This is a genomic window from Massilia sp. Masssp93 (assembly GCF_059491295.1).
In genome coordinates this window covers 864538-888880 of record NZ_CP168502.1, presented here as the reverse complement: position 1 = coordinate 888880, position 24343 = coordinate 864538, and the positions used below count along the sequence as shown (strand labels likewise).

18 protein-coding genes are annotated in these 24343 nt (G+C 65.6%); 11 read left to right on the top strand and 7 right to left on the bottom strand.

Annotation, left to right across the window (positions count from 1 at the left end):
• Positions 1-4 precede the first annotated feature (4 nt).
• Both ACEN9Q_RS03850 and trpS read right to left on the bottom strand, forming a co-directional pair.
• Positions 5-1054 (bottom strand): serine endopeptidase, encoded by a 1050-nt coding sequence (locus ACEN9Q_RS03850; RefSeq protein WP_495627437.1) that lies wholly within the window; start codon positions 1052-1054, stop codon positions 5-7.
• Positions 1055-1179: 125 nt separating this feature from the next.
• A complete protein-coding gene (gene trpS, locus ACEN9Q_RS03845) occupies positions 1180-2202 on the bottom strand; it encodes a tryptophan--tRNA ligase (protein WP_495627436.1) in 1023 nt (340 codons plus the stop codon).
• A 300-nt stretch (positions 2203-2502) separates the two neighbouring features.
• Between trpS and ACEN9Q_RS03840 the strand changes: the two genes are divergently transcribed.
• The 4 genes from ACEN9Q_RS03840 to ACEN9Q_RS03825 all read left to right on the top strand — a co-directional run bounded on the left by ACEN9Q_RS03840 (position 2503) and on the right by ACEN9Q_RS03825 (position 9121).
• On the top strand, positions 2503-4764 hold the full coding sequence (locus tag ACEN9Q_RS03840) for a family 1 glycosylhydrolase (RefSeq protein WP_495627435.1): 2262 nt from the start codon (positions 2503-2505) through the stop codon (positions 4762-4764).
• 154 nt (positions 4765-4918) lie between these two features.
• Positions 4919-6703, top strand: coding sequence for a cation:proton antiporter domain-containing protein (locus ACEN9Q_RS03835; RefSeq protein WP_495627434.1), 1785 nt, complete (start codon positions 4919-4921; stop codon positions 6701-6703).
• A gap of 35 nt (positions 6704-6738) precedes the next feature.
• Positions 6739-8007: a CaiB/BaiF CoA transferase family protein gene (locus tag ACEN9Q_RS03830; RefSeq protein ID WP_495627433.1), complete on the top strand. Its 1269-nt coding sequence runs from the start codon at positions 6739-6741 to the stop codon at positions 8005-8007.
• A gap of 55 nt (positions 8008-8062) precedes the next feature.
• On the top strand, positions 8063-9121 hold the full coding sequence (locus ACEN9Q_RS03825; RefSeq protein ID WP_495627432.1) for an MORN repeat-containing protein: 1059 nt from the start codon (positions 8063-8065) through the stop codon (positions 9119-9121).
• A 30-nt stretch (positions 9122-9151) separates the two neighbouring features.
• Here the strand turns inward: ACEN9Q_RS03825 and ACEN9Q_RS03820 are convergent, their stop codons facing one another.
• The 5 genes from ACEN9Q_RS03820 to ACEN9Q_RS03800 form a co-directional block, all read right to left on the bottom strand.
• Positions 9152-9478 carry a hypothetical protein gene (locus ACEN9Q_RS03820; protein ID WP_056440674.1) on the bottom strand — a complete coding sequence of 109 codons (327 nt, stop codon included), beginning with the start codon at positions 9476-9478 and terminating at the stop codon, positions 9152-9154.
• Between the two features lie 288 nt (positions 9479-9766).
• Positions 9767-10660, bottom strand: a complete 894-nt coding sequence (locus tag ACEN9Q_RS03815) for a hypothetical protein (RefSeq protein ID WP_056440676.1) — start codon at positions 10658-10660, stop codon at positions 9767-9769.
• Positions 10661-10677: 17 nt separating this feature from the next.
• On the bottom strand, positions 10678-11460 hold the full coding sequence (locus ACEN9Q_RS03810) for a hypothetical protein (protein ID WP_495627431.1): 783 nt from the start codon (positions 11458-11460) through the stop codon (positions 10678-10680).
• Positions 11457-11972, bottom strand: a complete 516-nt coding sequence (locus ACEN9Q_RS03805) for a hypothetical protein (RefSeq protein ID WP_495627430.1) — start codon at positions 11970-11972, stop codon at positions 11457-11459. The genes ACEN9Q_RS03810 and ACEN9Q_RS03805 overlap by 4 nt, the downstream gene beginning before the upstream one ends.
• A 27-nt stretch (positions 11973-11999) precedes the next feature.
• Positions 12000-12290 (bottom strand): DnaJ domain-containing protein, encoded by a 291-nt coding sequence (locus tag ACEN9Q_RS03800; RefSeq protein ID WP_056440682.1) that lies wholly within the window; start codon positions 12288-12290, stop codon positions 12000-12002.
• A 204-nt stretch (positions 12291-12494) separates the two neighbouring features.
• Here ACEN9Q_RS03800 and ACEN9Q_RS03795 point away from each other — a divergent pair, with 204 nt between their 5' ends.
• The 7 genes from ACEN9Q_RS03795 to ACEN9Q_RS03765 all read left to right on the top strand — a co-directional run bounded on the left by ACEN9Q_RS03795 (position 12495) and on the right by ACEN9Q_RS03765 (position 24258).
• The gene (locus tag ACEN9Q_RS03795; RefSeq protein ID WP_495627429.1) at positions 12495-14243 is read left to right on the top strand and encodes a glutamine--tRNA ligase/YqeY domain fusion protein; all 1749 of its coding nucleotides are present in this window, start codon (positions 12495-12497) and stop codon (positions 14241-14243) included.
• 171 nt (positions 14244-14414) lie between these two features.
• On the top strand, positions 14415-16262 hold the full coding sequence (locus ACEN9Q_RS03790; RefSeq protein WP_495627428.1) for a sensor histidine kinase: 1848 nt from the start codon (positions 14415-14417) through the stop codon (positions 16260-16262).
• Positions 16263-16583: 321 nt separating this feature from the next.
• Positions 16584-17438, top strand: coding sequence for a glycine-rich domain-containing protein (locus ACEN9Q_RS03785; protein WP_495627427.1), 855 nt, complete (start codon positions 16584-16586; stop codon positions 17436-17438).
• 248 nt (positions 17439-17686) lie between these two features.
• The gene (locus ACEN9Q_RS03780) at positions 17687-19540 is read left to right on the top strand and encodes a sensor histidine kinase (RefSeq protein ID WP_495627426.1); all 1854 of its coding nucleotides are present in this window, start codon (positions 17687-17689) and stop codon (positions 19538-19540) included.
• A 293-nt stretch (positions 19541-19833) separates the two neighbouring features.
• Positions 19834-20823 (top strand): glycine-rich domain-containing protein, encoded by a 990-nt coding sequence (locus tag ACEN9Q_RS03775; protein WP_495627425.1) that lies wholly within the window; start codon positions 19834-19836, stop codon positions 20821-20823.
• 203 nt (positions 20824-21026) lie between these two features.
• Entirely contained in the window at positions 21027-22880 is a 1854-nt protein-coding gene (locus ACEN9Q_RS03770) for a sensor histidine kinase (protein WP_495627424.1), read from the top strand.
• A 298-nt stretch (positions 22881-23178) separates the two neighbouring features.
• Entirely contained in the window at positions 23179-24258 is a 1080-nt protein-coding gene (locus ACEN9Q_RS03765; RefSeq protein WP_495627423.1) for a glycine-rich domain-containing protein, read from the top strand.
• Positions 24259-24343 lie beyond the last annotated feature (85 nt).

Here is a 24343-nt window from a genome sequence, read left to right as displayed (position 1 = left end):
CCGCTCAGTCCGCAAGGCTGACGTTGGCCGGCGTGCCACACGAAAAGCAGTAGCGCGTGAAAGCGTTCTTGCGCGACGTGCACGCCGGGCAGCGGTCGAACAGGCCGATGCCGCAGTGCGGGCAATGGGCGAGGTGGTCGTCCTTGTAATTGGTCGCGCGCTCGCATGACGGGCATACGTTCTTGGCGATGCGCGTCATCGCCACGTCGTAGCGCATCGTCGTGCGGCGCTGCGCGTCGGGCATGGCCTCGGCGGCGCGCTGGCGTTCCAGCCACGCGTGCAGCCAGCGGATCGCGTAGCGGCCGGCGACGACCGTCACGACGATCCCCACGCCGTAGCGCACATAGCCGCCATAGATGGGCAAATACGGCACCAGCTCGACGAAGAACGCGAACAGCGCAAAGAAGATGAAGCCCCACGTGAACGGCCAGTACGTGCCGTTGCGCTTGTACTTGAACAGCGCGCCCGCCACCAGCAGCAGCGGCAGGGTCACGCCGAGGCGGATCAAGAAGACTTTGCGCTCGGCCCGTATCTCCGCTGCATACGCGGCCTGCTTTGCCGGTTCCAGCAACGCCTCGTAAGCGGCGCCTGCCTTCTGCTGGGCCTGCTTGGCGTCGAGTTCGACCTTTTCCTGGGCCTGCACCGCGGCGAGCGCGGCCCGTTCCGCCGCCACGAGCTTGTCCAGTTCGCGGTTGCGCGCGATCAGGTCCTTGTCCTGGTCGGGACGCGCCGTCGCATGGCGGGTCGCGATCCAGTTCTCGAAGGCCTCGCGCGCGCTCCTGGTGTTGGCCTGCGCGACCTGATGTTGCTGCTGGGCCTGCTCCAGCGCGGCGTCCGCCTTCCCGCGTATGTCCTCCGCCTGCCGGACCGCGGCCTGCAGCGGCCCGGCCCTGGCCGGATCGAGGAATTGTTCGGGGGGCGGCACGGGCTCCAGGTACACCACGTTGTCGACGACCTGGTTGCCGAGCCCGATCAAAAAGCCGGCGAAGACGAATGCGACGATCCACAGCGCCCGGCGCATCCATTGTTCGGTCCAACGCAAACCCTTGTTCATGGTGCCGCTCCTCCATCGATGACGAAAGCCGCAGCTTGCCATCAATACATGGAGCGGACCACAAGAAAGCGCAAAGCCATCGCCTTGCGCTACCTCACGTCGCGTCTATCGCTACCCGCAGCGGATCAGAAATAGGACAACCCGAGTGCCTTGCGCACTTCGTCCGTCGTGCGCGCCGCGACTTCGCGTGCCTTCATCGTGCCTTCCTTGAGGATCTGCATGACCTGCCCCTTGTCCTTGGCCAGTTCCTCGCGGCGGGCGCGGATCGGCGCCAGCATGTCCTGCAGGATGCCTTCCAGGCGCTTCTTGACGACGGAATCGCCCAGGCCGCCGCGCTGGTAATGCGCCTTCATCTCGGCGAGGCCGTCCTTGTCGGTGTCGAACGCGTCCAGGTAGAGGAAGGCGACGTTGCCTTCCAGGTGGCCGGGGTCCGACACCTTCAGGTGCAGCGGGTCGGTGTAGACCATCTTGACCGCGGCGCGGATCTCGTCGCTTGATGCGCCCAGGTTGATGGTGTTGCCCAGCGACTTGCTCATCTTGGCCTTGCCGTCGATGCCCGGCAGGCGGCCGACTTCCGGCACGATCGCCTTGCACTCGACGAGGATGTCGCGGCCGGCATTGCGGTTGAACTTGCGCACGATCTCGTTGCACTGCTCGATCATCGGGATCTGGTCCTCGCCCACCGGCACGATGGTGGCCTTGAACGCGCTGATGTCGGCGGCCTGGCTCGCCGGGTAGGTCAGGAAGCCGGCCGGGATGTCGCGCTCGAAGCCGCGCAGCATGATTTCCTGCTTGACGGTCGGGTTGCGCTCGAGGCGCGCGACGGTCACGAGGTTCAGGTAATAGAAGGTCAGCTCGGCCAGTTCCGGGATCTGCGACTGGATCAGGATCGTCGACTTGGCCGGGTCGATCCCCACGGCAAGGTAATCGAGCGCCACCTCGATCACGTTCCGGTGTACCTTACCAATATCATCCATATTGTCCGTGAGCGCCTGGGCGTCCGCGAGCATGATGAATTGGCGATATTGATCCTGGTAAGTGACGCGATTGCGGAGGCTGCCGACGAAGTGGCCGAGGTGCAGCGGCCCGGTGGGCCGGTCGCCGGTCAGGATGATGGGCGTGGTAGCGGTAGGGGTTTGCAGACTCATCGAGTTGTCCTTGGGTGTTTGACCGCCCTGCCCCGATCCTGCCGCGCCAACAAAAACGCCACCTTGGAATCGAGGCGGCGTTTCGGAATACCTATCCAATTCACTGGCCGCGCGCAATCAGCGGCGCCACCAGGTGAGAACAGGATGTGGATACGAAAAATTCATGGATGGCATGGTTGCAGGTTGACGCGCGGCTGTCAACCGCCACCGCTCGAAAGCCAAAACGCTTCCCCGACTTTTTTGCCAGATCGGGACCATGCTGGATTTTTTGTTGCAATAAAACTAACAAACTGGTGATTTATGAATTCCACGAAGAGCACGAACAGCCACGCCCGTCCCCTCGAACTCTGGGGCGGCCTCGAATGCACCGTCAACCGCGTCCGCGACGACTACTTCCACCAACTCGACCGTAACGGCCACGCCGGCAGGCCGGACGACATCGCCCGCTTCGCCTCCCTCGGCATCCGCGCCATCCGCTATCCCGTGCTGTGGGAGCGCACGGCCCCGGACGGCATCGAGCATGCCGACTGGACCTGGCCGGACGAGCGCCTGAACGCCTTGCGCGCCCACGGCATCACGCCGATCGCGGGCCTGATCCACCACGGCAGCGGCCCGCGCCACACGAGCCTCGTCGATCCGGCGTTCGCGGAACAACTGGCCGAGTATGCCGGCGCCGTCGCCGCGCGCTACCCGTGGATCGAGTACTACACGCCCGTCAACGAACCGTGCACGACGGCACGCTTCGCCGGCCTGTACGGCGTGTGGTATCCGCACGGCCGCGACGACCGCACGTTCGTGCAGGCGCTGCTGAACCAGTGCCGCGCCGTCGTGCTGTCCATGCGCGCCATCCGCGCGGTGAATCCGGACGCGAAACTCGTGCAGACGGACGATCTCGGCAAGACCTACAGCACGCCCGAGATGGCCAAGGTCGCCGAGTTCTACAACGAGCGCCGCTGGCTCGCGTGGGACCTGCTGTGCGGCATGGTCGGGCCGGAACATCCGCTGTGGTCCTACCTGACGAAGACGGGCATCCCGGCCGACGAGTTCCTGTGGTTCCGCGAGAATCCCTGCCCGCCCGACGTCATCGGCGTCAATTACTATGTCACGAGCGAACGCTGGCTCGATCACCGTCCCGACCGCTATCCGGCGCACCACCGCGGCACGGCCGACGGCATTGCGTGCGCCGACATCGAAGCGTCGCGCGCGCTCGCGACGCCCACCGCGGGCATCGCCCCGCTGCTGCACGAGATCTGGGACCGGTATCACATCCCGCTGGCCGTCACCGAAGCCCACATCGACGCCAACCGCGAAGACCAATTGCGCTGGCTGCTCGAAATCTGGGAAGCGGGCAAGGAGGTGCGCGCGAACGGCGTCGACCTGCGCGCGGTGACCGTGTGGTCGCTGCTCGGCTCGTTCGACTGGAACAGCCTCGTCACGCGCAACAACGGCTATTACGAACCGGGCCCGTTCGACGTGCGCGCGCCCGCGCCGCGCGCGACCGCCGTGGCGCGCATGATGCGCGAGCTGTCGGCCGGCACGCCGCTGTCGCATCCGGTGCTGCGCGGCCAGGGCTGGTGGCGCCGTCCCGGCCGCTGGCTGTGCCAGCCGGTCGCCACGCCGGATGCCCTCACGTCGATCACGGCCGACGGCCACACGCTCGTCGGCAAGGACGCCGCGCCGGTCCTGATCACGGGTGCGACCGGCACGCTGGGCCGCGCCTTCGCCCGCATCTGCCGCAAGCGCAACCTGGCGTACCGCCTGCTGTCGCGCCAGGACATGGACATCACGGACCCCGATTCCGTCGAACGCGCGCTGGCGCGCCATCGTCCGTGGGCGGTGATCAACACGGCCGGCTACGTGCGCGTGGACGACGCCGAGCGCGATGCCGAACGCTGCTTCCGCGAGAACGCGATCGGCCCGGCGATCCTCGCCGCCGCGTGCGCCCGCCACGGCGTGCACCTCACCACGTTCTCCAGCGACCTCGTGTTCGACGGCGCCCTCGACCGGCCCTATGTCGAAAGCGATACCGTCGCCCCGCTCAACGTCTACGGCCGCAGCAAGGCCGAGGCCGAGCTGCGCGTGCAGGACAAGCACCCGGGCGCCCTCGTCGTGCGCACGAGCGCCTTCTTCGGCCCGTGGGACAAGTACAACTTCGTCACACTGGCGCTGGGCGCGCTGGAACGGGGCGAACCGTTCCGCGCCGCGCACGACATGGCCGTGTCGCCGACGTACGTGCCGGACCTCGTGCACGCCTGCCTCGACCTCGCGATCGACGGCGAATCCGGCGTCTGGCACCTGGCCAACGTGGGCACGCTGACGTGGGCCGAACTGGCCGAGCGCGCGGCCGCGCAGGCCGGCGTGGACGCGAGCCGGCTGGAAGCCGTGTCGACCGAATCGATCGGCTTCGCGGCGCAGCGCCCGCGCTACACCGGGCTGCACAGCGAGCGGGCGATCCTGTTGCCTTCGCTGGATCATGCGCTGGGGCGCTATCTCGAACTGCGCAACGAGATCGACCACGAGATGGAAGAGGTGATTCTCACGGCGGAGAGCCGGCAGGCATAGTCGTTCGCGGTCGCCGGCACGCGTGCGGCTACGCTTGTGGCGTATCGCTGCGTGGGCACGGGGTGCCCACCCTACGAATGGTCACGGCCGTAGGGTGGGCTCCCCGAGCCCACGCGTTAAAATTGGCGGGCCCCCTGTCCAATAAAGGCCTCACGTGCAAGAGCAACACGCCTTCCCCTTCCTGCGCGAAATCCTGCTGTTCCTCGCCCTCGCCGGCATCCTGATCCCGCTGCTGCAACGCCTGCGCATCAACCAGGTGCTGGGCTTCCTCGCCGTCGGCGCCCTCCTCGGGCCGTTCGGCCTCGGACGCATGGCGCAGGAGGTGCACCTGCTCGGCCTGCTCACGTTTCCCAACAACGCGAACGTGGCGATGCTGGCCGAGCTGGGCGTGCTGTTCCTGATGTTCATGATCGGTCTCGAACTGTCCGCCGCGCGCCTGTGGGCCATGCGGCGCTGGGTGTTCGGCACCGGCAGCGCGCAGGTGCTGCTGTGCGCCGCGCTGATCGGCGGCGCGGCGTACGTCCTGATCGACCGCCGGCTCGACGCGGCGCTCGTGCTGGGCCTCGTGCTGTCGCTGTCGTCCACGGCCGTCGTGATGCAGCTGCTGGCCGAGAGCCAGCGCACGGCCGGTCCCGTGGGCCAGGCCGCGTTCGCGGTGCTGATGCTGCAGGACCTCGTCGTCGTCCCGATCCTGATCCTGATTGGTGCGCTCGGCAAGGGCGGCGCCGGGGCGGACACGAACGTGGCGCTGATCGCCCTCCTCGCGATGGCCAAGGCGGCCGGCGCCATCGCGGTGATCTATCTGATCGGCGGCAAGGTCGTGCATCCGCTGTTCCGTGCGTTCGCGCGGCATCGCCAGCCGGACGTGTTCATGGCGCTGATCCTGCTGTCGACGTTCGGCATCGCCGCGCTGTCGCACCTGGCCGGCCTGTCGATGGCGCTGGGCGCGCTGATCGCCGGCGTGCTGCTGGCCGAGACGGAATTCAAGCACGAGGTCGAGCTGATGGTCGAACCGTTCAAGGGCCTGCTCATGGGGCTGTTCTTCATGACCGTCGGGATGGGCATGGACCCGCTGCAGATCGTGCGCGCGCCGCTGTGGCTCGCCTGCGCGGTGGTCGGGCTCGTGCTGCTCAAGGGCGCCGTCATCGCGCCGCTGCTGCGGCTCGGCGGCCTGCCGTGGGGCCGTGCGATCGAAGGCGGCCTGCTGCTGGGCCAGGGCGGCGAATTCGCGTTCATCGTCATCGGCGACGCGATCGCGGCGCGGCTGCTGGACGGCGCCCTCGGCGCGCGCGTGATACTGGCCGTCGGCCTGTCGCTGTTCATCACGCCGCTGCTGGCACGGATCGGCCACGCGATCGGCGAGCGCTCCGCCGCGCACGCGCATGCCGCACAGGCGCAGCAGGACGACAACGAGCTGGAACAAGCGCGGGGCCGTGTGATCATCGCCGGCTTCGGACGCGTCGGGCAGCAGCTGGCCAAGCTGCTGGCGGCGCAGAACATCCCGTACGTCGCGTTCGAGAACGACGCGAAGATGGTCTCGCGGCTGCACGCGGACGGGGTGCCCGTCTACTTCGGCAACGCGTCCCGGCCGGAGCTGCTGCGCCGCGTGCACGCCGACGAAGCGCCCGCGATCGTGCTCACGATGGACCATCCCGCATCGGCGCTGCAGGCCGTGCGCGGCATCCGGCGCGAATTCCCGCACGTGCAGCTGTATGCGCGCTCGCGCGACGAAAAGCATGCGCGCGCCCTCAAGCGGGCCGGCGCCAACGTCGTCGTGCCCGAGACGCTGGAGGCGAGCCTGCAGTTGTCGGCCTTCGTGCTCGAAGGGATGGGACTGGACGAGCGCGTCGTCGACGACATCGTCGACCGCGAGCGCGACCAGTTCGCCGCGGCCCTCGACGACGCCCGCTCGCGGGAGCGGGACGAGCGCGACGTATAATCCGCGCCGAGAACAACTCATCCATCGGAGGCAGAATGGCATCCATTCCGAACGGACCGCACAACGGTCCGGACCATCGACTGCAAGGCGCGCTGGGCCACATCCGCGTGCTCGACCTGTCGCGCGTGCTGGCGGGCCCTTGGTGCTCGCAGAACCTGGCCGACCTCGGCGCCGACGTCATCAAGATCGAGCGCCCCGGCGCCGGCGACGACACGCGCGCCTGGGGCCCGCCGTATGCCCCGGACGCGTCCGGCCAGCCGACCACGGAAGCGGCGTACTACCTGTCCGCGAACCGCGGCAAGCGCTCGCTCACGGTCGACATCGCGGCGGAGCAAGGCCAGGCGCTGCTGCGCGACCTGGTGCGCCACTGCGACGTCGTGCTGGAAAACTTCAAGGTCGGCCACCTCAAGCGTTACGGCCTCGATTACGCGACGCTGAAGGCCATCAAGCCGGACCTCGTCTACTGCTCCATCACGGGCTTCGGCCAGGACGGGCCGTACGCGCACCGCGCCGGCTACGATTTCCTCATCCAGGGCATGGGCGGGCTGATGTCGGTCACGGGCGAGCGCGACGACCTGCCGGGCGGCGGTCCGCAAAAAGTCGGCGTGGCGCTGACCGACCTGATGACTGGCATGTACGCGACCGTCGCCGTGCTCGCGGCCCTCACGCACCGCGACCGCACGGGCGAGGGCCAGCACATCGACATGGCGCTGCTCGACACGCAGGTTGCGATGCTCGCGAACGTCGGCAGCAATTACCTGAACAGCGGCAAGCGGCCCAGGCGCTGGGGCAATGCGCACGCCAACATCGTGCCGTACCAGACGTTCGCGTGCAGCGACGGCCACATCATCGTCGCCGCGGGCAACGACGGCCAGTACCAGAAATTCGTCGAAGCGGGCGGCCGGCCGGAACTGGCGCGCGACCCGCGCTTCGCCACCAATCCGCTGCGCGTGCAGAACCGCGACGTGCTCGTGCCGCTGCTGGCCGACATGGTGCGCGAACAGCCGCGCGACGCGTGGATCGCGATGCTGGAAGCCGTCGGTGTGCCGTGTGGCCCGATCAACGACCTGGACGAGGTGTTCGCCAACGAGCAGGTGCGCGCGCGCGGCATGGAGATCGCGCTGCCGCATCCGACCGCCGGCAACGTGAAACTGGTGCGCAGCCCGATGCGGATGTCGGCCACGCCGGCGACGAGCAGCCTGGCGCCGCCGCTGCTGGGCGAGCACACGGCCGAGGTCCTGCGCGACGTGCTGGGCAAGAACGACGAGGAGATCGCGGCCCTGCGCGCGGGCGGCATTGTGTGAACCCCGTCGCATCGATGAGTTGACAATTTACGGACAGACACGGATGATGGCCGCCATGAAATCCGCACCCATCTCTTTCGTTCTCGTACTCGCCTGCGCACCGGCCATTGCGCAGGAAGCGCCGGCGTGGATCGGCAAGCCGGACTGCCGCCTGGCCGCCGTGAAGCCGCCGCCCGCGCAGGCGCCGGACTGGAACGGGGCTTGCCGCGACGGCTATGCCGACGGCAAGGGCACGCTGGAATGGACGGATGCCGCCGGCAAGCGCTACAAGCTGGAAGCGGCCTTCGCGGCCGGGCGGGTGCTGGGCGAAGGCACGCTGCGCTTTCCAAACGGCGAGGCCTACACGGGCACGCTCAAGGACGGCGTGCCGGACGGGCGTGGCTATTTCCGCGAGCCGAACGGCGACCAGTACGAGGGCGAGGTCCGGATGGGCGAACTCACGGGCGTGGCCGAAGTCTTGTACGTGAACGGCGACGACTACAAGGGCGAGTTCAAGAAGGGCAAGCCGGACGGCACCGGCACGATGACCTACGAGCTCGGCGGCCGCTACGAAGGCGGCTGGAAGAACGGCGAGCCGAGCGGCCCGGGCAAGATCGTCTACGTGGGCGGCACCGGGCGCGAGGCGGCCGTGCAGGACGGGCGCGAGCCGGGCCGGGCGCCCGTCGCCGCGCCCGACGGCACCTACACGGTCAAACAGCACATCGCCACGATCGGAACGACAATCCGGCACGACGTCGCGCGCGGCATTCCGGTGCCGCCCGAGCGGGGCTTCAATGAATTGACCGCGGCGGAGCGGGCGCGCGTCGCCAACTGGTATCCGGCGCTCGCACCAGGGGACGAGCCACCGTATCCCGTCAAGGGTCCCGCCGAGTTCTACCGGGCGGTAGCGCGCGTCGTCGGCACCATGCAGGCGGAAGGCAATATCACGGTGTATGTGCAGGTAGGCACCGACGGCAAGGCCCGCAGCGTCAAGGCGCTCGGCCTGACCGATCCCGAGGCGCGCAAGATGGTCGCGACCATGGCCGGCCTGGTCCAGTACAAACCCGCCGTCTGCGCCGGGCAGCCGTGCGAGATGGTCTATCCTTATCGTCTCCGGCTGGGGCTGGAACCCTGAACGCCACGGCGCGCCGTGGCGCCCGGACGATCAGTGCAGCTTGTGCTTCAGGTCGGACAGCTCGGCGTGCACGCGGGTCACGGCCGCTTCCAGGTGGGCCGGCATGGTCGGCAGCGAGCGGCTGATGCGCTTGGCTTCGTCGCCCATGTCTTCCAGGTTGTCCACGCATTGCTGGATGCGCTGCTGGTCGTTCGACTGCATGACGCTCTGCGCCTGCTTGGCTTCGCGCGACAGCTTGTCGATCACGTTGCGGATCTCGTCCGGTGCGTCGCCGGCCTGCTTGCAGGCCTGTTCGGCCTCCTGGATGGTTTGCTGAATATGAGTGAATCGCTGCTGGATTTCGTTTGCTTGCAACATGACGTGCTCCTTGCATTGATGGCTCGTGTCCACATCCGCCGGGGATGCGGGGCTGGAGCGTCATGGTAGTCCTGTTGGGAATCGAGGGGCGCACGAACCGTATTGACGAGCTCAGCACCCCTTTCCGGAATTACCGGATTTGATGACGCAAACGTCTCGTGGGCACGGGGTGCCCACCCTACGGCTTCGATTTGGTGATACAAACGTCCGGTGGGCACGGGGTGCCCACCCTACGGCCTCGGTTGCACGTAGGGTGGGCTCCCCGAGCCCGCCATTGCGACGCATGCGTTACGGATACTCGGCGTCGATCTCGGACCCGGCGTAGTTTTCGAGCTCCACGAACAGCTGCTTCATGGGCACCTTGCCCGCGATATTCTGCAGCAGGATGCTGTTGCGATAGCTCGCGATGCGGTCCGCGATGATGGCCTGGTGCGGCGCCGGGACGTGTTCCAGCAGCGCGGCCCAGCCGGCCTCGAAGTCCGGCTTGCTCTTGCGGACGGTCTGCACGAAGCGCTCGAATTCCTTCTGCCCCGTGCGCGCGACGATGCGCCCGCCGCCTTCGACGCCGAAGACGATCGCCAGCGCGATCACGCCTTCCGCGTTCAGGTCCGGGTCCTTGACGGGACCTTCCCAGTGATGCCGGCGCAGCCACTGGGCCGCGCGCACGACGGCCTGTACGTCCTTGCGCTGCTTGAGTTGCCCCAGGTAGCGCTCGTAGCCGGTCCACGTCTCGCCCGGGTCGGCCGTGCAGATGTCGACGAACAGTTCCTTGAGGCGCCGCTGCGAATACACCGGGTCGGCGTCGAACTCGCCGATCAGCGTGTCTTCCGGCAGCGCCGCGAGTTCGCGGATCAGGCGGAAGCCTTGCTGGAACACGTATTCCGCGCCCTCGCCCAGCAGCACGTCGAGCGCGTCCAGGTCGCCCTGCTCGTCGTCGCGCTGTTCCATCTCTTCCTTGACGAGATGTTCCAGGCCCAGCGACACGCCGCCGATCGTCAGCAGCTGCGCGCGCTGGATGCCCTCGGCCGTGCGGTCGTTGGTGAACTTCTCGGCCACCATCGCGGTGATGCCCGAGAGCTCGTCGGCCAGGCCGGCCGCCTCGTCGGCGTCCGCGTGCGCGGCGATCAGCCGGATCGCGCGGATCAGCCGGGGCGGTTTTTCGATGACGATTGCCGGCAGCATCGTGCTTGCAAGCCCCGTCACGAGAAGATGTCCGTGCCGATGCTGCGGCGGCCGCTGCGGCGCGGCATGCTGCGCACGGACGGCACCTGCTTGCGCAGGCGGTACAGCAGTTCGCGCGTGCCGCGCTGCTGGAATTCCGTCTCTTCGTCCGGGTCGTCCGGCAGCTCGACGTCCGCGAGGTCGGCCGTGTTGCGGTATTCCGGGAACAGCTCCAGCAGCGAGCGCTGCCAGCCGTCCTCGCTGGCCTTGGCCAGGTCGACGGCGAGCGGCACGACGTCGCTGTCGGACGTCGTGTGCACGTTGATGTGCGGGCCGCGGTTGTTGATCTCGCCCGCCACTTCGAGGATCTCGCGCGGCGCCAGCGACCACACGATGGCGAACGCGGTGGCGCCGTAGTCGGTGGCGGACGCTTCCGTCAGCAGCTCCTGGCGGCGGTTTTCGTCATCCGTCGCGTAGACCACGCCGTGGATGTGGTTGAACAGGTTCTCGGCGATGCGCTCGGGATCGTCCTCGATCATGTCGTCCGGCCAGGTGGCGGCCAGGTAGGCGAGGCTCTCGGCCCACGCCTTGGGCGGCACGAGCAGGGTCGCGAGGGACGTCTTGGCCCCGTCGAAACCGGCCAGGTGCAGCGCCGTCACCTGCGGCGGCAACGTCGACAGCACTTCGGCCACCGCGTAATCGCCATGCTCGTCGGCGGCCTGCGACAGCGCCTCCTCGGCGTGCTGCAGCGAACCGGCCAGCACGAGCTCGCCGACCTGCTTGCTCAGCGCGGGCAGATTGGATTTGTTGTCGTCGCTCATTCGCGCTCACCTCCATCCTGGTCGAACAGCTGGGAGAAATCGTCGCCGACGGACGTCTCGTCGAGTTCCTCGTCGTCGCCTTCGTCGTTTCTGGCCAGCTGGTCGAGCGACTGGTCGTCGTCTTCCCAGCGGGCCTGGTTCTTGTACAGGAACGCCGTCACGATGGCCTGGCGCGCCAGCTCGGGATGGTTGTCGCAGACGGCCGCGTACATGGCGCGGCCCGCGTCGTCGCCGTCGCAGTTGGCCATGCCGAATACCTTCGCCGGATCGCCGCCCTCGTAATCGCTGGCTTCGCGGATCAGGCCTTTCGGGTCCGTGAAGCGGATGCGGTCGACGAGCGCGAACGCCATCATGTTGACGTCGTCGAGGCCGTCGCCGTTGGCGTATTCGGACACGAGGGCCTGCACCATCATGTCGTAGTTCTTGCGGTTGGGCGGGTCACCCAGGGTGCCTTCGATCTGACCTTCCAGCTCGCGCGACTGGAAGGCGAACTCCGGATGTACTTTTTTCATGATTGACTCGTATTCTGTTGGATGGGCTCAGGCGGGAATGTTCACGCCGTTCAGGGCAAACACCGAGCGCCACAGCTCGAACGCCTCGCTTTCCGCGTCGAGCACGATGCGGTGGTTCACGCTCTGGTCGTATTCCGCGCGCCTGGCCGGGTCGGACAGGACTTCATAAGCCTTCGTGACGGCCTTGAAGCGCGCTTCCGCGCCCGGCGCCTGGTTGCGGTCCGGGTGGTAGCGCATGGCGAGCGACCGGTAGACCTTCTTGATGTCGTCGTCGCTGGCATTCGGCGCGACGCCGAGGATCGCGTATAAATTTTCCACTTGGAACTCTCCGGCTGTGGCCGAAAAAACATTAAACCGGGATTATCCTATAGAAAGCGCCAACTTGACAGGCCGCCCCCGACGATGACCCGCCCAGTATGCGGACTGCCCTGCGGGCAAACCGTGCGCTTGACCACATAGCGGCCCGGATGCCGTCTTCTACGGTAAAATGCCGGGAATCATACCCATCCAACAATAGGTTTCATGAGTAACGACAAGAACGCCGCGGCGGCCACCCCGTCACCGAATTTTGTCCGTGCGATCGTCGAATCCGACATCGCCGCGGGCACCCACACGCGTGCCGGCATGCCGTCCGTGATCACGCGCTTCCCGCCGGAGCCGAACGGCTACCTGCACGTGGGCCATGCCAAATCCATCTGCCTGAACTTCGGCCTGGCGCGCGACTACCAGGGCCGTTGCCACCTGCGTTTCGACGACACCAATCCCGAAAAAGAGGACCAGGAATACGTCGACACGATCATGGACAGCGTCAAGTGGCTCGGGTTCACGTGGGAGCAAGGCGGGCAGGAATACCTGCACTACGCCAGCGACTACTTCGACCAGCTGTACGCGATGGCCGAATACCTGATCGAAAACGGCAAGGCCTACGTCGACAGCCAGAGCGCCGAAGACATGTCGCGCAACCGCGGCAACTTCGGTACGCCGGGCACGAACTCGCCGTTCCGCGACCGTCCGGCCGCCGAATCGCTGCAGCTGTTCCGCGACATGAAGGCCGGCAAGTACAAGGATGGCGAGCACATCCTGCGCGCCAGGATGAGCGAGGATGCGATGTCCTCGCCCATCATGACGAACCGCGATCCCGCCCTGTACCGCATCCGCCACGCGCATCACCACCGCACGGGCGACGCGTGGTGCATCTACCCGATGTACGACTACACGCACCCGATCTCGGACGCGCTGGAGAACATCACGCACTCGCTGTGTACGCTGGAATTCCAGGACCACCGCCCGTTCTACGACTGGCTCGTGGAGACGCTGGCCGAGGGCGGCTTCTTCGAGCGTCCCGTGCCGCGCCAGTACGAATTCGCGCGCCTGAACCTGACCTATGTCGTCACGTCCAAGCGCAAGCTGCGCCAGCTCGTGGTCGACGGCGTCGTGTCCGGCTGGGACGACCCGCGCATGCCCACGATCGTCGGCCTGCGCCGCCGCGGCTACACCCCGGAATCGATCCAGCTGTTCTGCGAGCGCATCGGCGTCTCCAAGGCCGACGGCTGGATCGACATGAGCACGCTGGAAGGCGCCCTGCGCGACGACCTCGATCCGAAGGCGCCGCGCGCCGTCGCGGTGCTGCGTCCGCTCAAGCTGATCGTCGATAACTTCCCGGCAGACGAGACGGTCGAATGCAGCGCGCCCGTCCACCCGCACCATCCGGAATGGGGCACCCGTTCGTTCCCGTTCTCGCGCGAACTGTGGATCGAGCAGGAAGACTTCATGGAAGTACCGACCAAGGGCTACCACCGCTTCACGCCGCCGGTCGACGACAAGCCGGGTGCCCGCGTGCGCCTGAAATACGGTTTCGTCGCCGAGTGCACCGGTTTCGACAAGGACGCGGACGGCAACGTCGTCGCCGTGCACGTGAATTATTTCCCGGACTCGAAATCGGGCACGCCCGGCGCGGACACCTACAAGGTCAAGGGCAACATCACCTGGGTCAGCGCCGGCCACGCGCTGGAAGCCGAAGTGCGCCTGTACGACCGCCTGTTCCTCGACCCGCAGCCGGACGGCGGCGGCAAGGATTTCATGAGCGTGCTGAATCCGAACGCGCTGGAAGTCGTCACCGCCTACCTGGAACCGGGGCTGGCCCAGGCCGCGCCGGACCAGCGCTTCCAGTTCGAGCGCCACGGTTATTTCGTCGCCGACCGCGTCGACTCGCAACCGGGCAAGCCCGTGTTCAACCGTGTCACGACGCTCAAGGACAGCTGGGGCAAGTAATCCGCCCCATCCCGCAAGCCCGGTTCGATGCATGAGCCGGGCTTGTTCCGACCTCCGCGGCCAGTCACCGATGACTCACCCCGACAACTCACCGATCTGCTAGGTCCATCCGGCACGCAAGCCAAGCAAGTTGCAATAAACTAACACTATCTTGCCCGCACGCAAATCCTCATGTCGACGACGCTGAGAGACGCTTTTTCCGTCACCCGGTTCTCGTTCTGGACCGGCGTCTTGCTGTCGACGCTGGTCGGCAGCCTGCTGTACGTCGACACCGCGCGTTCGATCGAAAGCGACGCGGAATCCCGCTTCATGAACCACGTCAAATACGCGCAAGGCGCCATCGGCGTGCGTATCAAGTCCTATACCGACCTGCTGCGGGCGACCGGCAGCATGATCCAGAGCACCGATGCCCTGACCCACCGCAAGTTCCACGATTATGTGAACGGCCTCCAGCTCGACAAGCATTTCCCTGCCGTCGACTCGATCAACCTGGCGCTGTACGTGACCGAGGAACGGCGCAACGCTTTCCTCGCCGGCCTGCGAGCCGAACTTCAGCCCTATATCAATGTACCGCTGAACATCTCTCCGCCGGGCGCGCGCGCTGCCTACCTGGTCGTCAGTTACATCGAACCGGACCTGTCCAGCCCCGGCCATTATGGAACGGACCTGTGGGCCAATCCGTATTTCGGCGGCCAGTTGCAGGTCGCGCGCGACATGGGCACGATGGCGGCGTCGGGCACGCGGATTCCCGCGCTGTCCAGGCCGAACGACGCCCACCTCGGCATGCGCATGCCCGTGTACCGTCGCGGCGCGCCGCTCGCCACCGTCGAACAGCGCCGCGCTGCCTATCTCGGCTCGCTGGGCATCGCCTTCAGCGTCCCGAAGCTCCTGCATGGCGTGATGGACGAAGTGGCGGTCGCGGACATGCGCATGACCCTCTACGACACGGGCCCGCGCGTGGACGCGTACGGACGGGAGTTCCCGTCCGCGCCGCGCACGCTGTTCGACAGCATTGGCAGCGCAAGCGACCCGCGTCCGCCGCTCGCCGGCGGCGACGACGTGTTCACGGCGACCCTGCCGCTCGATTTCAACGGCCGCCCCTGGCAGGCCACCTTCAGCGTCCCGAAAGCCAGGCTGTACACGGAATTCGACGCCTATTATCCGAAGTTCATGATGGTGTTCGGCTTCCTCGGCTCGGTCATGCTGTATGCCCTGCTGCACACCCTGACCTCGTCGCGCCGCGCGGCCCTCGCCCTCGCCCGGGAAATGACGAGCGAACTGCGCGAGAGCCAGAACAAGCTGCAGCTGTCGCACCAGAAGCTCAGGCGCATGGCCGACCACGCGTACCAGATCAAGGAAATGGAACGCAAGCGCATCGCGCGCGAGATCCACGACGATCTCGGCCAGAGCCTGCTCGCGCTGCGCATCGAGACCGAACTGCTGGCCGGGCGCACGAAAGGCACGCACAACCACCTGCACGAGCGCGCCCGCGCCACGCTGGTGCAGATCGACACGACGATCAAGAGCGTGCGCCAGATCATCAACGACCTGCGCCCGACCGTGCTCGACCTCGGCCTGTCGGCGGCCGTCGAGTGGCAGGTCAACCAGTTCCAGCGCCGCACCGGCATCCAGTGCGACATCCAGGACGAGCACGGCGAGATCGCCCTGCCCGACCACTGCGCGACGGCCTTCTTCCGCATCCTGCAGGAATCGCTCACGAACATCGTCCGGCACGCCAACGCGACGCGCGTGAAGGTGGAACTGCGCCTGAACGGCGGCTGGCTGTCGCTGACGGTGCGCGACAACGGCTGCGGCCTGCCGCCGGGCGGGCGCAACAAATACGGTTCGTTCGGGCTGGTCGGCATCGAGGAGCGCATCGTGATCCTCGGCGGCACCTGCGCCGTCTTCAACGAACCGGACGGCGGCACGACCGTGACCGTATCGGCGCCCGTCGCGGGAGGACAGGAACACCTGGCCCGCGAACAACTCGAACACGGACCGGGCCCGGCCCTGATCTGACCCAGACACTTCCGACCACGTCGCTGCCCTCATACGGGCGGCGAATTCTCTTCGCCTTCACGCATGCGTCGAAGGCCGTCCTACTCTACAGCACGACAATTGCATGGCCGTCTTGGCAATACGTATTGCATCTTTGATAAATATCAATAACTAGGCAAATTGTCTCAACTACATTGAGCAAGTGCAAGACACGTCCGCGAATTCGACAGCGTGGTGCGCGATGTCATTACACGCATCAAGGAAATACTGTTTCCGGCAATCGATTTAACGGACAACCATCACCAGGGATAGCAGTACCCAACCAACAAGACGAGGACGACCATGAACACCAACGACCTGATCAACGCCGTGATGCAACTCGACCTGGAACCGATCAAGATGAAGCTGATGCACGCGGCATCGGGCGAAGGCTGGAGCCTGGAGAAGGCCAATGCCGTGGAAAAAGAATATCGCCGCTTCCTGTGCCTGATGAAGATGTATCCGGAAGAAGATACCGCGCCGCTGGTCGACGTCGACACGTTCTGGCACTACCACATCCTCGACACGATGAAATATGCCGCCGACTGCGAGCAGGCCTTCGGCTATTTCCTGCACCACTATCCGTACGTCGGCATGCGTGGCGACGACGATGAGCAGTTCCGCCTGGACAGCGGCGAGCGCATGCGCGAACTGTACGAAGCCACGTTCGGCGAAGCCTATCCGGCCACGGCGGCCGAGAGCGGCGGCGAGGCGCGCACGGCGTATTGTGCCGGGCCGGACAGCCTGCAGGCGGACGGCCGGCGCAATGCCGCCGTCGCCACCGCCTACTGCGCCGGGCCCGACAGCCAATCGCGGATCGACCGCGCGGCCATCGCCTATTGCGCCGGACCGGACAACAAGCGCCTCGGCGGCCACAGCGATGTCCTCGGCCAGGCCACCGCTTACTGCGCCGGTCCGGACGGCAAGCTGCGCAACCTGCTGAACCCCATCCGCAGCGCGGCGATCGCCTACTGCGCCGGTCCCGACAATAAACGCCTGGGCACCGGCGCCACCGCCTATTGTGCCGGTCCCGACAGCAAACGCCTGAGCACCGGCGCCACCGCCTACTGCGCCGGCCCCGACGGCAAACGCCTGAGCGCCGGCGCCACAGCCTATTGTGCCGGCCCGGACGGCAAGCTGCGCGGCCGGCTCGCATGATGGGACAACACAACAGTATGGGCGTTTCCGCTTGATCTATATCAAGCAGCCAACGTCTGGGAATATACGGCAAGTTGGCCGACTTCACCCTGCAAGTCGTTGCTTGCAGGGTGCTTTTCCATCACAGCAATTCTGACTCATCAGCAACTGTTCGAGCTGCTAGGTTCACCATGCATGCGACACAGGTAAGTTGCAAAGCGATAAAGCAACTTGCCGGCGCGAGCCCGCGTCACACCTTTGAAAATCCTATGCCGACGGTTCTGAGAGACGCGTTTTCGGTCACCCGGTTCTCGTTCTGGACCGGAGTGCTGCTGTCGTCGCTGGTCGGCAGCCTGTCATACGTGATGACCCAGCGCTCGATCGAGAGCAATGCCTACGAGCGCTTCATCAGCCATGCGAAATACGCACAGAGCGTGATCGGGGTGCGGGTCAAGTCCTATACCGATCTGCTGCGGGCTACCGGCAGCATGATTCATAGCACCGACGTCCTGAGCCACCGCAAGTTCCACGAATACGTGAGCGGACTGAATCTGGCCAGGAACTTCCCCGCGGTCGACTCCATCAATTTTGCGGTCTACGTGACCGACGCGCAGCGCGATGCCTTCGTCAGCGACCTGCGTGAAGAGATGCAGCGCTACATGACTACGCCGGCGCCGCTGGATATCGCACCGCCGGGCCGGCGTCCGTCCTACCTGATCGTCTCGTACATCGAACCCGACCAGTCCAGCCCCGGCCACTACGGCATCGACCTGTCCGCCAACCGTTATTTCAGCAGGCAACTGGACGAATCCCGCGACCGGGCGACGCTCTATGCCTCCGGCACGCCCATCCTCGCCCTGTCCAGGCCCAACGATAACCACCTGGGCATGCGCATGCCGATCTATTACTTCGGCGCGCCTGCGAACACGGTGGAAGAGCGCCGCGCCGCCTACGTCGGGTCGCTGGGCATTGCCTTCAGCGTCCCGAAACTCCTGCATGGCGTGATGGACGAGATCCCGATCTCAGGGCTGCGCATGACGCTGTACGACATCGGTCCGGGCCTGGACGTCCACGGCCAGGAAACGGCCGGGCTGCCGCGTACGCTGTTCGACAACCATGGCAGCAGCCAGGACCCGACGCCGCCTCTGGCCGGCGACGAGAACATGTTTTCCGCGACGCTTCCATTGGATTTCAATGGCCGCCTGTGGAAAACGACGTTCAGCGCGCCCAAGACCGCGCTGTACACGGAATTCGACGCCTATTATCCGAAACTGATGATGGCATTCGGCTTCTTCAGCTCGGTACTGCTGTATGCCCTGCTGCACACGCTGACGTCGTCGCGCCGCGCCGCCCTCGCGCTCGCCCAGGAAATGACGAGCGAACTGCGCGAGAGCCAGAGCAAGCTGCAACTGTCGCACCAGAAGCTCAGGCGCCTGGCCGATCACGCGTACCAGATCAAGGAAATGGAACGCAAGCGCATCGCGCGCGAGATCCACGACGATCTCGGCCAGAGCCTGCTCGCGCTGCGCATCGAGACCGAACTGCTGGCCGGGCGCACGAAAGGCACGCACAACCACCTGCACGAGCGCGCCCGCGCCACGCTGGTGCAGATCGACACGACGATCAAGAGCGTGCGCCAGATCATCAACGACCTGCGCCCGACCGTGCTCGACCTGGGCCTGTCGGCGGCCGTCGAGTGGCAGGTCAACCAGTTCCAGCGCCGCACGGGCATCCAGTGCGACATCCAGGACGAGCACGGCGAGATCGCCCTGCCCGACCACTGCGCGACGGCCTTCTTCCGCATCCTGCAGGAATCGCTCACGAACATCGTCCGCCATGCCAACGCGACGCGCGTGAAGGTGGAGCTGCGCCTGAACGGTGGCTGGCTGTCGCTTACGGTGCGCGACAACGGCTGCGGCCTGCCGCCGGGCGGACGCAACAAATACGGTTCGTTCGGGCTGGTCGGCATCGAGGAGCGCATCGTGATCCTCGGCGGCACCTGCGCCGTCTTCAGCGAACCGGACGGCGGCACGACCGTGACCGTATCGGCGCCCGTCGCCGGACAACTGGAACACCCGGTTCGCGACGCGCTCGAGCACGGCGCCGGCTCCTCCCTCATCTAACCTTTTCCCTCGGCATTCATTGCTATCGGCTATCCTTTCCGGATACGCCTACCCTATCCGTTAGCGTTTGCGTATCCACTTAAGCAACAAATGTTGTTTCTTTGACAAATATCAATAACTAGGTGAATTGCCTCAACTACATTGAGCACGTGTAAGACACGTCCGTAAATTCGACAGTGTGTTGCCCGATGTCATCATATGCTTCGTGGAAATATTGTTCGTAGGCAGTCGATTCACCGCTTAAAACCATAACTAGGGATAGTAGTACTCAACAATTACTAATGAGGATGACCATGAACACCAATGACCTGATCAATGCTGTGATGCAACTCGACCTGGAACCGATCAAGATGAAGCTGATGCACGTGGCATCAGGCGAAGGCTGGAGCCTGGAGAAGGCCAATGCCGTGGAAAAAGAATATCGCCGTTTCCTGTGCTTGATGAAGATGTATCCGGAAGAAGACACCGCGCCGCTGGTCGACGTCGACACGTTCTGGCACTACCACATCCTCGACACGATGAAATACGCCGCCGACTGCGAGCAGGCCTTCGGCTATTTCCTGCACCACTATCCGTACGTCGGCATGCGTGGCGACGACGATGAACAGTTCCGTCTCGACAGCGGCGACCGCATGCGCGAACTGTACGAAGCCACCTTCGGCGAAGCCTATCCGGGCGCGCTGGCCGTACCGGCAACGAATGCCGTGCCCCTCGACAGCAAAACCGGCGCTGCCGCCTACTGCGCAAGCCCGCGCATCGACGCAGCCTACTGCGCAAGCCCGCGCATCGACGCAGCCTACTGCGCCAGCCCGCGCGTCAACGCAGCCTATTGCGCAAGCCCACGCGTCAACGCGCAGGCCCGCCAAGGCGACGGAACGGTGGCCGCTACCGCTTATTGCGCGAGCCCGCGTGCCGGAACGGCCTACTGCGCCAGCCCGCGCATCGAAGCGGCCTATTGCGCCAGCCCGCGCGTCAAGGCGCAGGCCCGCCAAGGCGACGGTGCGGTGGCCGCTACCGCTTATTGCGCCAGCCCGCGTGCCGAAACGGCCTACTGCGCCAGCCCGCGCATCGAGGCGGCCTATTGCGCCAGCCCGCGCGTCAAGGCGCAGGCCCGCCAAGGCGACGGCGCGGTGGCCGCTACCGCTTATTGCGCCAGTCCGCGTGCCGAAACCGCTTACTGCGCCAGTCCGCGTGCCGAAACCGCTTACTGCGCCAGTCCGCGTGCCGAAACGGCTTATTGCGCCAGCCCCCGCGTCAAGACGGATGCACGCTTGACGGCCTGACGCTCGCCACGGGGTGCCACATGCGGCACCCCGTCCTCGCCAGCCGACCCGTCCCGTGTCACCGGACGGGTCATTTCTTTTGTTCGGCCGTAACGACAACTCTTTGAACTGCTAGGTTCGCAAAATATCTAACGCGCGTAAGTTGCAAATAATTAACATTGCATGACCGGCGCGCGCCGGAAAGGTCTGGAAATGGGATTTTCATGGCAACGACACTGAGAGACGCATTTTCGGTCACCCGGTTATCGTTCTGGGCCGGCACCTTGCTGTCCTCACTTGTCGGCGGCCTGCTGTACGTGGTCACGGCACGTTCGATCGAGAGCGATGCCGAGGCCCGCTTCGTCAGCCATGCCAAGCACGCGCAAAGCGTGATCAACGTTCGGGTGAAATCGTACACAGACTTGCTGCGCTCCACGGGCAGCATGATCCAGAGCACCAACGTCCTGACCCACCAGAACTTCAACGAATTCGTACACGGGCTCGATTTGTCCCGTAATTTCCCGGCTGTCGACTACATCAATTTCGCGGTCTACGTGCCCCAGGGCGAGCGTGACACTTTCGTCGACGACCTGCGCACGAGCGTATCGCGCATTTTCGGCAAGCCCGTCCAGCTGGACATCACGCCGCCGGGCATCCGGTCATCCTACCTCGTCGTGGCCTTCGTCGAACCCGCTCCGCCGGGCAGCCGATACTATGGCCTCGACCTGATGGCCAACCGCTATTTCGGAACGCAACTGATCGAAGAGCGCGACCGCGGCACGATTTTTTCGGCGGGCACGCCGATCCAGGTTCTCTCCCATCCGAACAATATCTATTTGGGCATGCGCATGCCCATCTATCGTTTCGGTGCCGGACTCGATACCGTGGAACAACGGCGCGCCGCCTATACCGGCTCCCTCGGCATCGCATTCAGCGTCCGCAAACTGTTACACGGTGTGATGGACGAAGTCCCGATTTCCGGCTTGCGCATGACCCTGTTCGACGTGGGACCGGGCATGGACGCGCAGGGCCGGGATGCCTCGAACAAACTGCTCACCCTGTTCGACAGCCACGGCACCCCGGACAACCCGACACCGCCGCTCGCCAAAAGCGACGACGTGTTCAAGACGACCCTGCCGCTCGATTTCAACGGCCGCCTGTGGAAGACGACCTACAGCGTCCCGAAAGCCTCGCTCTACACGGAATTCGACGGCTATTACCCGAAGCTGATGATGGCGTTCGGCTTCCTCGGCTCGGTCATGCTGTACGCCCTGCTGCACATCCTGACGTCGTCGCGCCGCGCGGCCCTCGCCCTCGCCCAGGAAATGACGAGCGAACTGCGCGAGAGCCAGAGCAAGCTGCAACTGTCGCACCAGAAGCTCAGGCGCCTCGCCGACCACGCGTACCAGATCAAGGAAATGGAACGCAAGCGCATCGCGCGCGAGATCCACGACGACCTCGGCCAGAGCCTGCTGGCGCTGCGCATCGAGGCCGAACTGCTGGCTGGACGCACGAAGGGCACGCACAGCCACCTGCACAAGCGCGCCCGCGCCACGCTGGTGCAGATCGACACGACGATCAAGAGCGTGCGCCAGATCATCAACGACCTGCGCCCGACCGTGCTCGACCTCGGCCTGTCGGCGGCCGTCGAGTGGCAGGTCAACCAGTTCCAGCGCCGCACCGGCATCCAGTGCGACATCCACGATGAGCACGGCGAGATCGCCCTGCCCGACCACTGCGCGACGGCCTTTTTCCGCATCCTGCAGGAATCCCTCACGAACATCGTCCGCCATGCCAACGCGACGCGCGTGAAGGTGGAGCTGCGCCTGAACGGCGGCTGGCTGTCGCTGACGGTGCGCGACAACGGCTGCGGCCTGCCGCCGGGCGGACGCAACAAATACGGTTCGTTCGGGCTGGTCGGCATCGAGGAGCGCATCGTGATCCTCGGCGGCACCTGCGCCGTGTTCAGCGAACCGGACGGCGGCACGACCGTGACCGTATCGGCGCCCGTCATCGGCGGACCCGAGATTGCCATACGCGACCCGCTCGCGCATGGATCGGGCTCGGCTGTCATCTAGCGCCACCCTCCTCATTTTTCTGTCATGCTCGCAGGATATTCTTCCTGATGTGCCTACTTTGCTCAATAAGCTCTGCATAGCCGATTGAGCAACGAATGTTGTTTCTTTGACAAATATCAATAACTAGGTGAATTGCCTCAACTACATTGAGCACGTGTAAGACACGTCCGTAAATTCGACAGTGTGTTGCCCGATGTCATCATATGCTTCGTGGAAATATTGTTCGTAGGCAGTCGATTCACCGCTTAAAACCATAACTAGGGATAGTAGTACTCAACAATTACTAATGAGGATGACCATGAACACCAATGACCTGATCAATGCTGTGATGCAACTCGACCTGGAACCGATCAAGATGAAGCTGATGCACGTGGCATCAGGCGAAGGCTGGAGCCTGGAGAAGGCCAATGCCGTGGAAAAAGAATATCGCCGTTTCCTGTGCTTGATGAAGATGTATCCGGAAGAAGACACAGCGCCGCTGGTCGACGTCGACACGTTCTGGCACTACCACATCCTCGACACGATGAAATACGCCGCCGACTGCGAGCAGGCCTTCGGCTATTTCCTGCACCACTATCCGTACGTCGGCATGCGTGGCGAAGACGATGAACAGTTCCGTCTCGACAGCGGCGACCGTATGCGCGAACTGTATGAAGCCACGTTCGGCGAAGCCTATCCGGGCGCCGCAGCCGCAGCATCGCCGGTGTCCCAGGACGGCGCCGGCAACGAGGCCGCCTGGTGTGCCGGCCCGCGTGTCGAAGGCGCCATCAACGCCGCCACCGCATGGTGCGCCGGCCCGCGTGCCGAAGGCGCCGTCAGCGCCGCCACCGCATGGTGTGCCGGTCCGCGCGCCGAAGGCGCCGTCAGCGCCGCCACCGCATGGTGTGCCGGCCCGCGCGCCGAAGGCGCCGTCAACGCCGCCACCGCATGGTGTGCCGGTCCGCGTATCGAGGCACAAGCCAAGCGTGCCATCGACGCCGCCACCGCATGGTGTGCCGGCCCGCGCGCCGAACGCGCCGTCAGCGCCGCCACCGCATGGTGTGCCGGTCCGCGTATCGAGGCACAAGCCAAGCGTGCCATCGACGCCGCCACCGCATGGTGTGCCGGTCCGCGCGCCGAAGGCGCCGTCAGCGCCGCCACCGCATGGTGTGCCGGTCCGCGTCTCGAGGCACAAGCCAAGCGTGCCATCGACGCCGGCACCGCATGGTGTGCCGGCCCGCGCATCGACGCACAGGCCAAGCGTGCCGACGGCGCCGTCAGCACCGCCACCGCCTGGTGCGCCGGTCCGCGCATCGACGTGCGGGCGAAACGTGGCGGCAGCGTCATCGGCGCCGCCACCGCATGGTGCGCCGGTCCGCGTAGCGCGGCCGCCGCCTGAGGTCCGAGGACGCCACCACGTCCCACAGCCCTTCTGGCGCGGCCGCTCCCACGCAGGCGGCGCCAGCCTGATCCGCCCCGTACCC

Bases quoted from the DNA above. Each gene is read 5' to 3' on its own strand.
- ACEN9Q_RS03765 (WP_495627423.1), top strand. From the start codon at position 23,179: ATGAACACCAATGACCTGATCAATGCTGTGATGCAACTCGACCTGGAA.
- ACEN9Q_RS03790 (WP_495627428.1), top strand. From the start codon at position 14,415: ATGTCGACGACGCTGAGAGACGCTTTTTCCGTCACCCGGTTCTCGTTC.
- ACEN9Q_RS03815 (WP_056440676.1), bottom strand. From the start codon at position 10,660: ATGCTGCCGGCAATCGTCATCGAAAAACCGCCCCGGCTGATCCGCGCG.
- ACEN9Q_RS03820 (WP_056440674.1), bottom strand. From the start codon at position 9,478: ATGTTGCAAGCAAACGAAATCCAGCAGCGATTCACTCATATTCAGCAA.
- ACEN9Q_RS03810 (WP_495627431.1), bottom strand. From the start codon at position 11,460: ATGAGCGACGACAACAAATCCAATCTGCCCGCGCTGAGCAAGCAGGTC.
- ACEN9Q_RS03805 (WP_495627430.1), bottom strand. From the start codon at position 11,972: ATGAAAAAAGTACATCCGGAGTTCGCCTTCCAGTCGCGCGAGCTGGAA.
- ACEN9Q_RS03830 (WP_495627433.1), top strand. From the start codon at position 6,739: ATGGCATCCATTCCGAACGGACCGCACAACGGTCCGGACCATCGACTG.
- ACEN9Q_RS03825 (WP_495627432.1), top strand. From the start codon at position 8,063: ATGAAATCCGCACCCATCTCTTTCGTTCTCGTACTCGCCTGCGCACCG.
- ACEN9Q_RS03785 (WP_495627427.1), top strand. From the start codon at position 16,584: ATGAACACCAACGACCTGATCAACGCCGTGATGCAACTCGACCTGGAA.
- ACEN9Q_RS03795 (WP_495627429.1), top strand. From the start codon at position 12,495: ATGAGTAACGACAAGAACGCCGCGGCGGCCACCCCGTCACCGAATTTT.
- ACEN9Q_RS03780 (WP_495627426.1), top strand. From the start codon at position 17,687: ATGCCGACGGTTCTGAGAGACGCGTTTTCGGTCACCCGGTTCTCGTTC.
- ACEN9Q_RS03770 (WP_495627424.1), top strand. From the start codon at position 21,027: ATGGCAACGACACTGAGAGACGCATTTTCGGTCACCCGGTTATCGTTC.
- trpS (WP_495627436.1), bottom strand. From the start codon at position 2,202: ATGAGTCTGCAAACCCCTACCGCTACCACGCCCATCATCCTGACCGGC.
- ACEN9Q_RS03840 (WP_495627435.1), top strand. From the start codon at position 2,503: ATGAATTCCACGAAGAGCACGAACAGCCACGCCCGTCCCCTCGAACTC.
- ACEN9Q_RS03850 (WP_495627437.1), bottom strand. From the start codon at position 1,054: ATGAACAAGGGTTTGCGTTGGACCGAACAATGGATGCGCCGGGCGCTG.
- ACEN9Q_RS03775 (WP_495627425.1), top strand. From the start codon at position 19,834: ATGAACACCAATGACCTGATCAATGCTGTGATGCAACTCGACCTGGAA.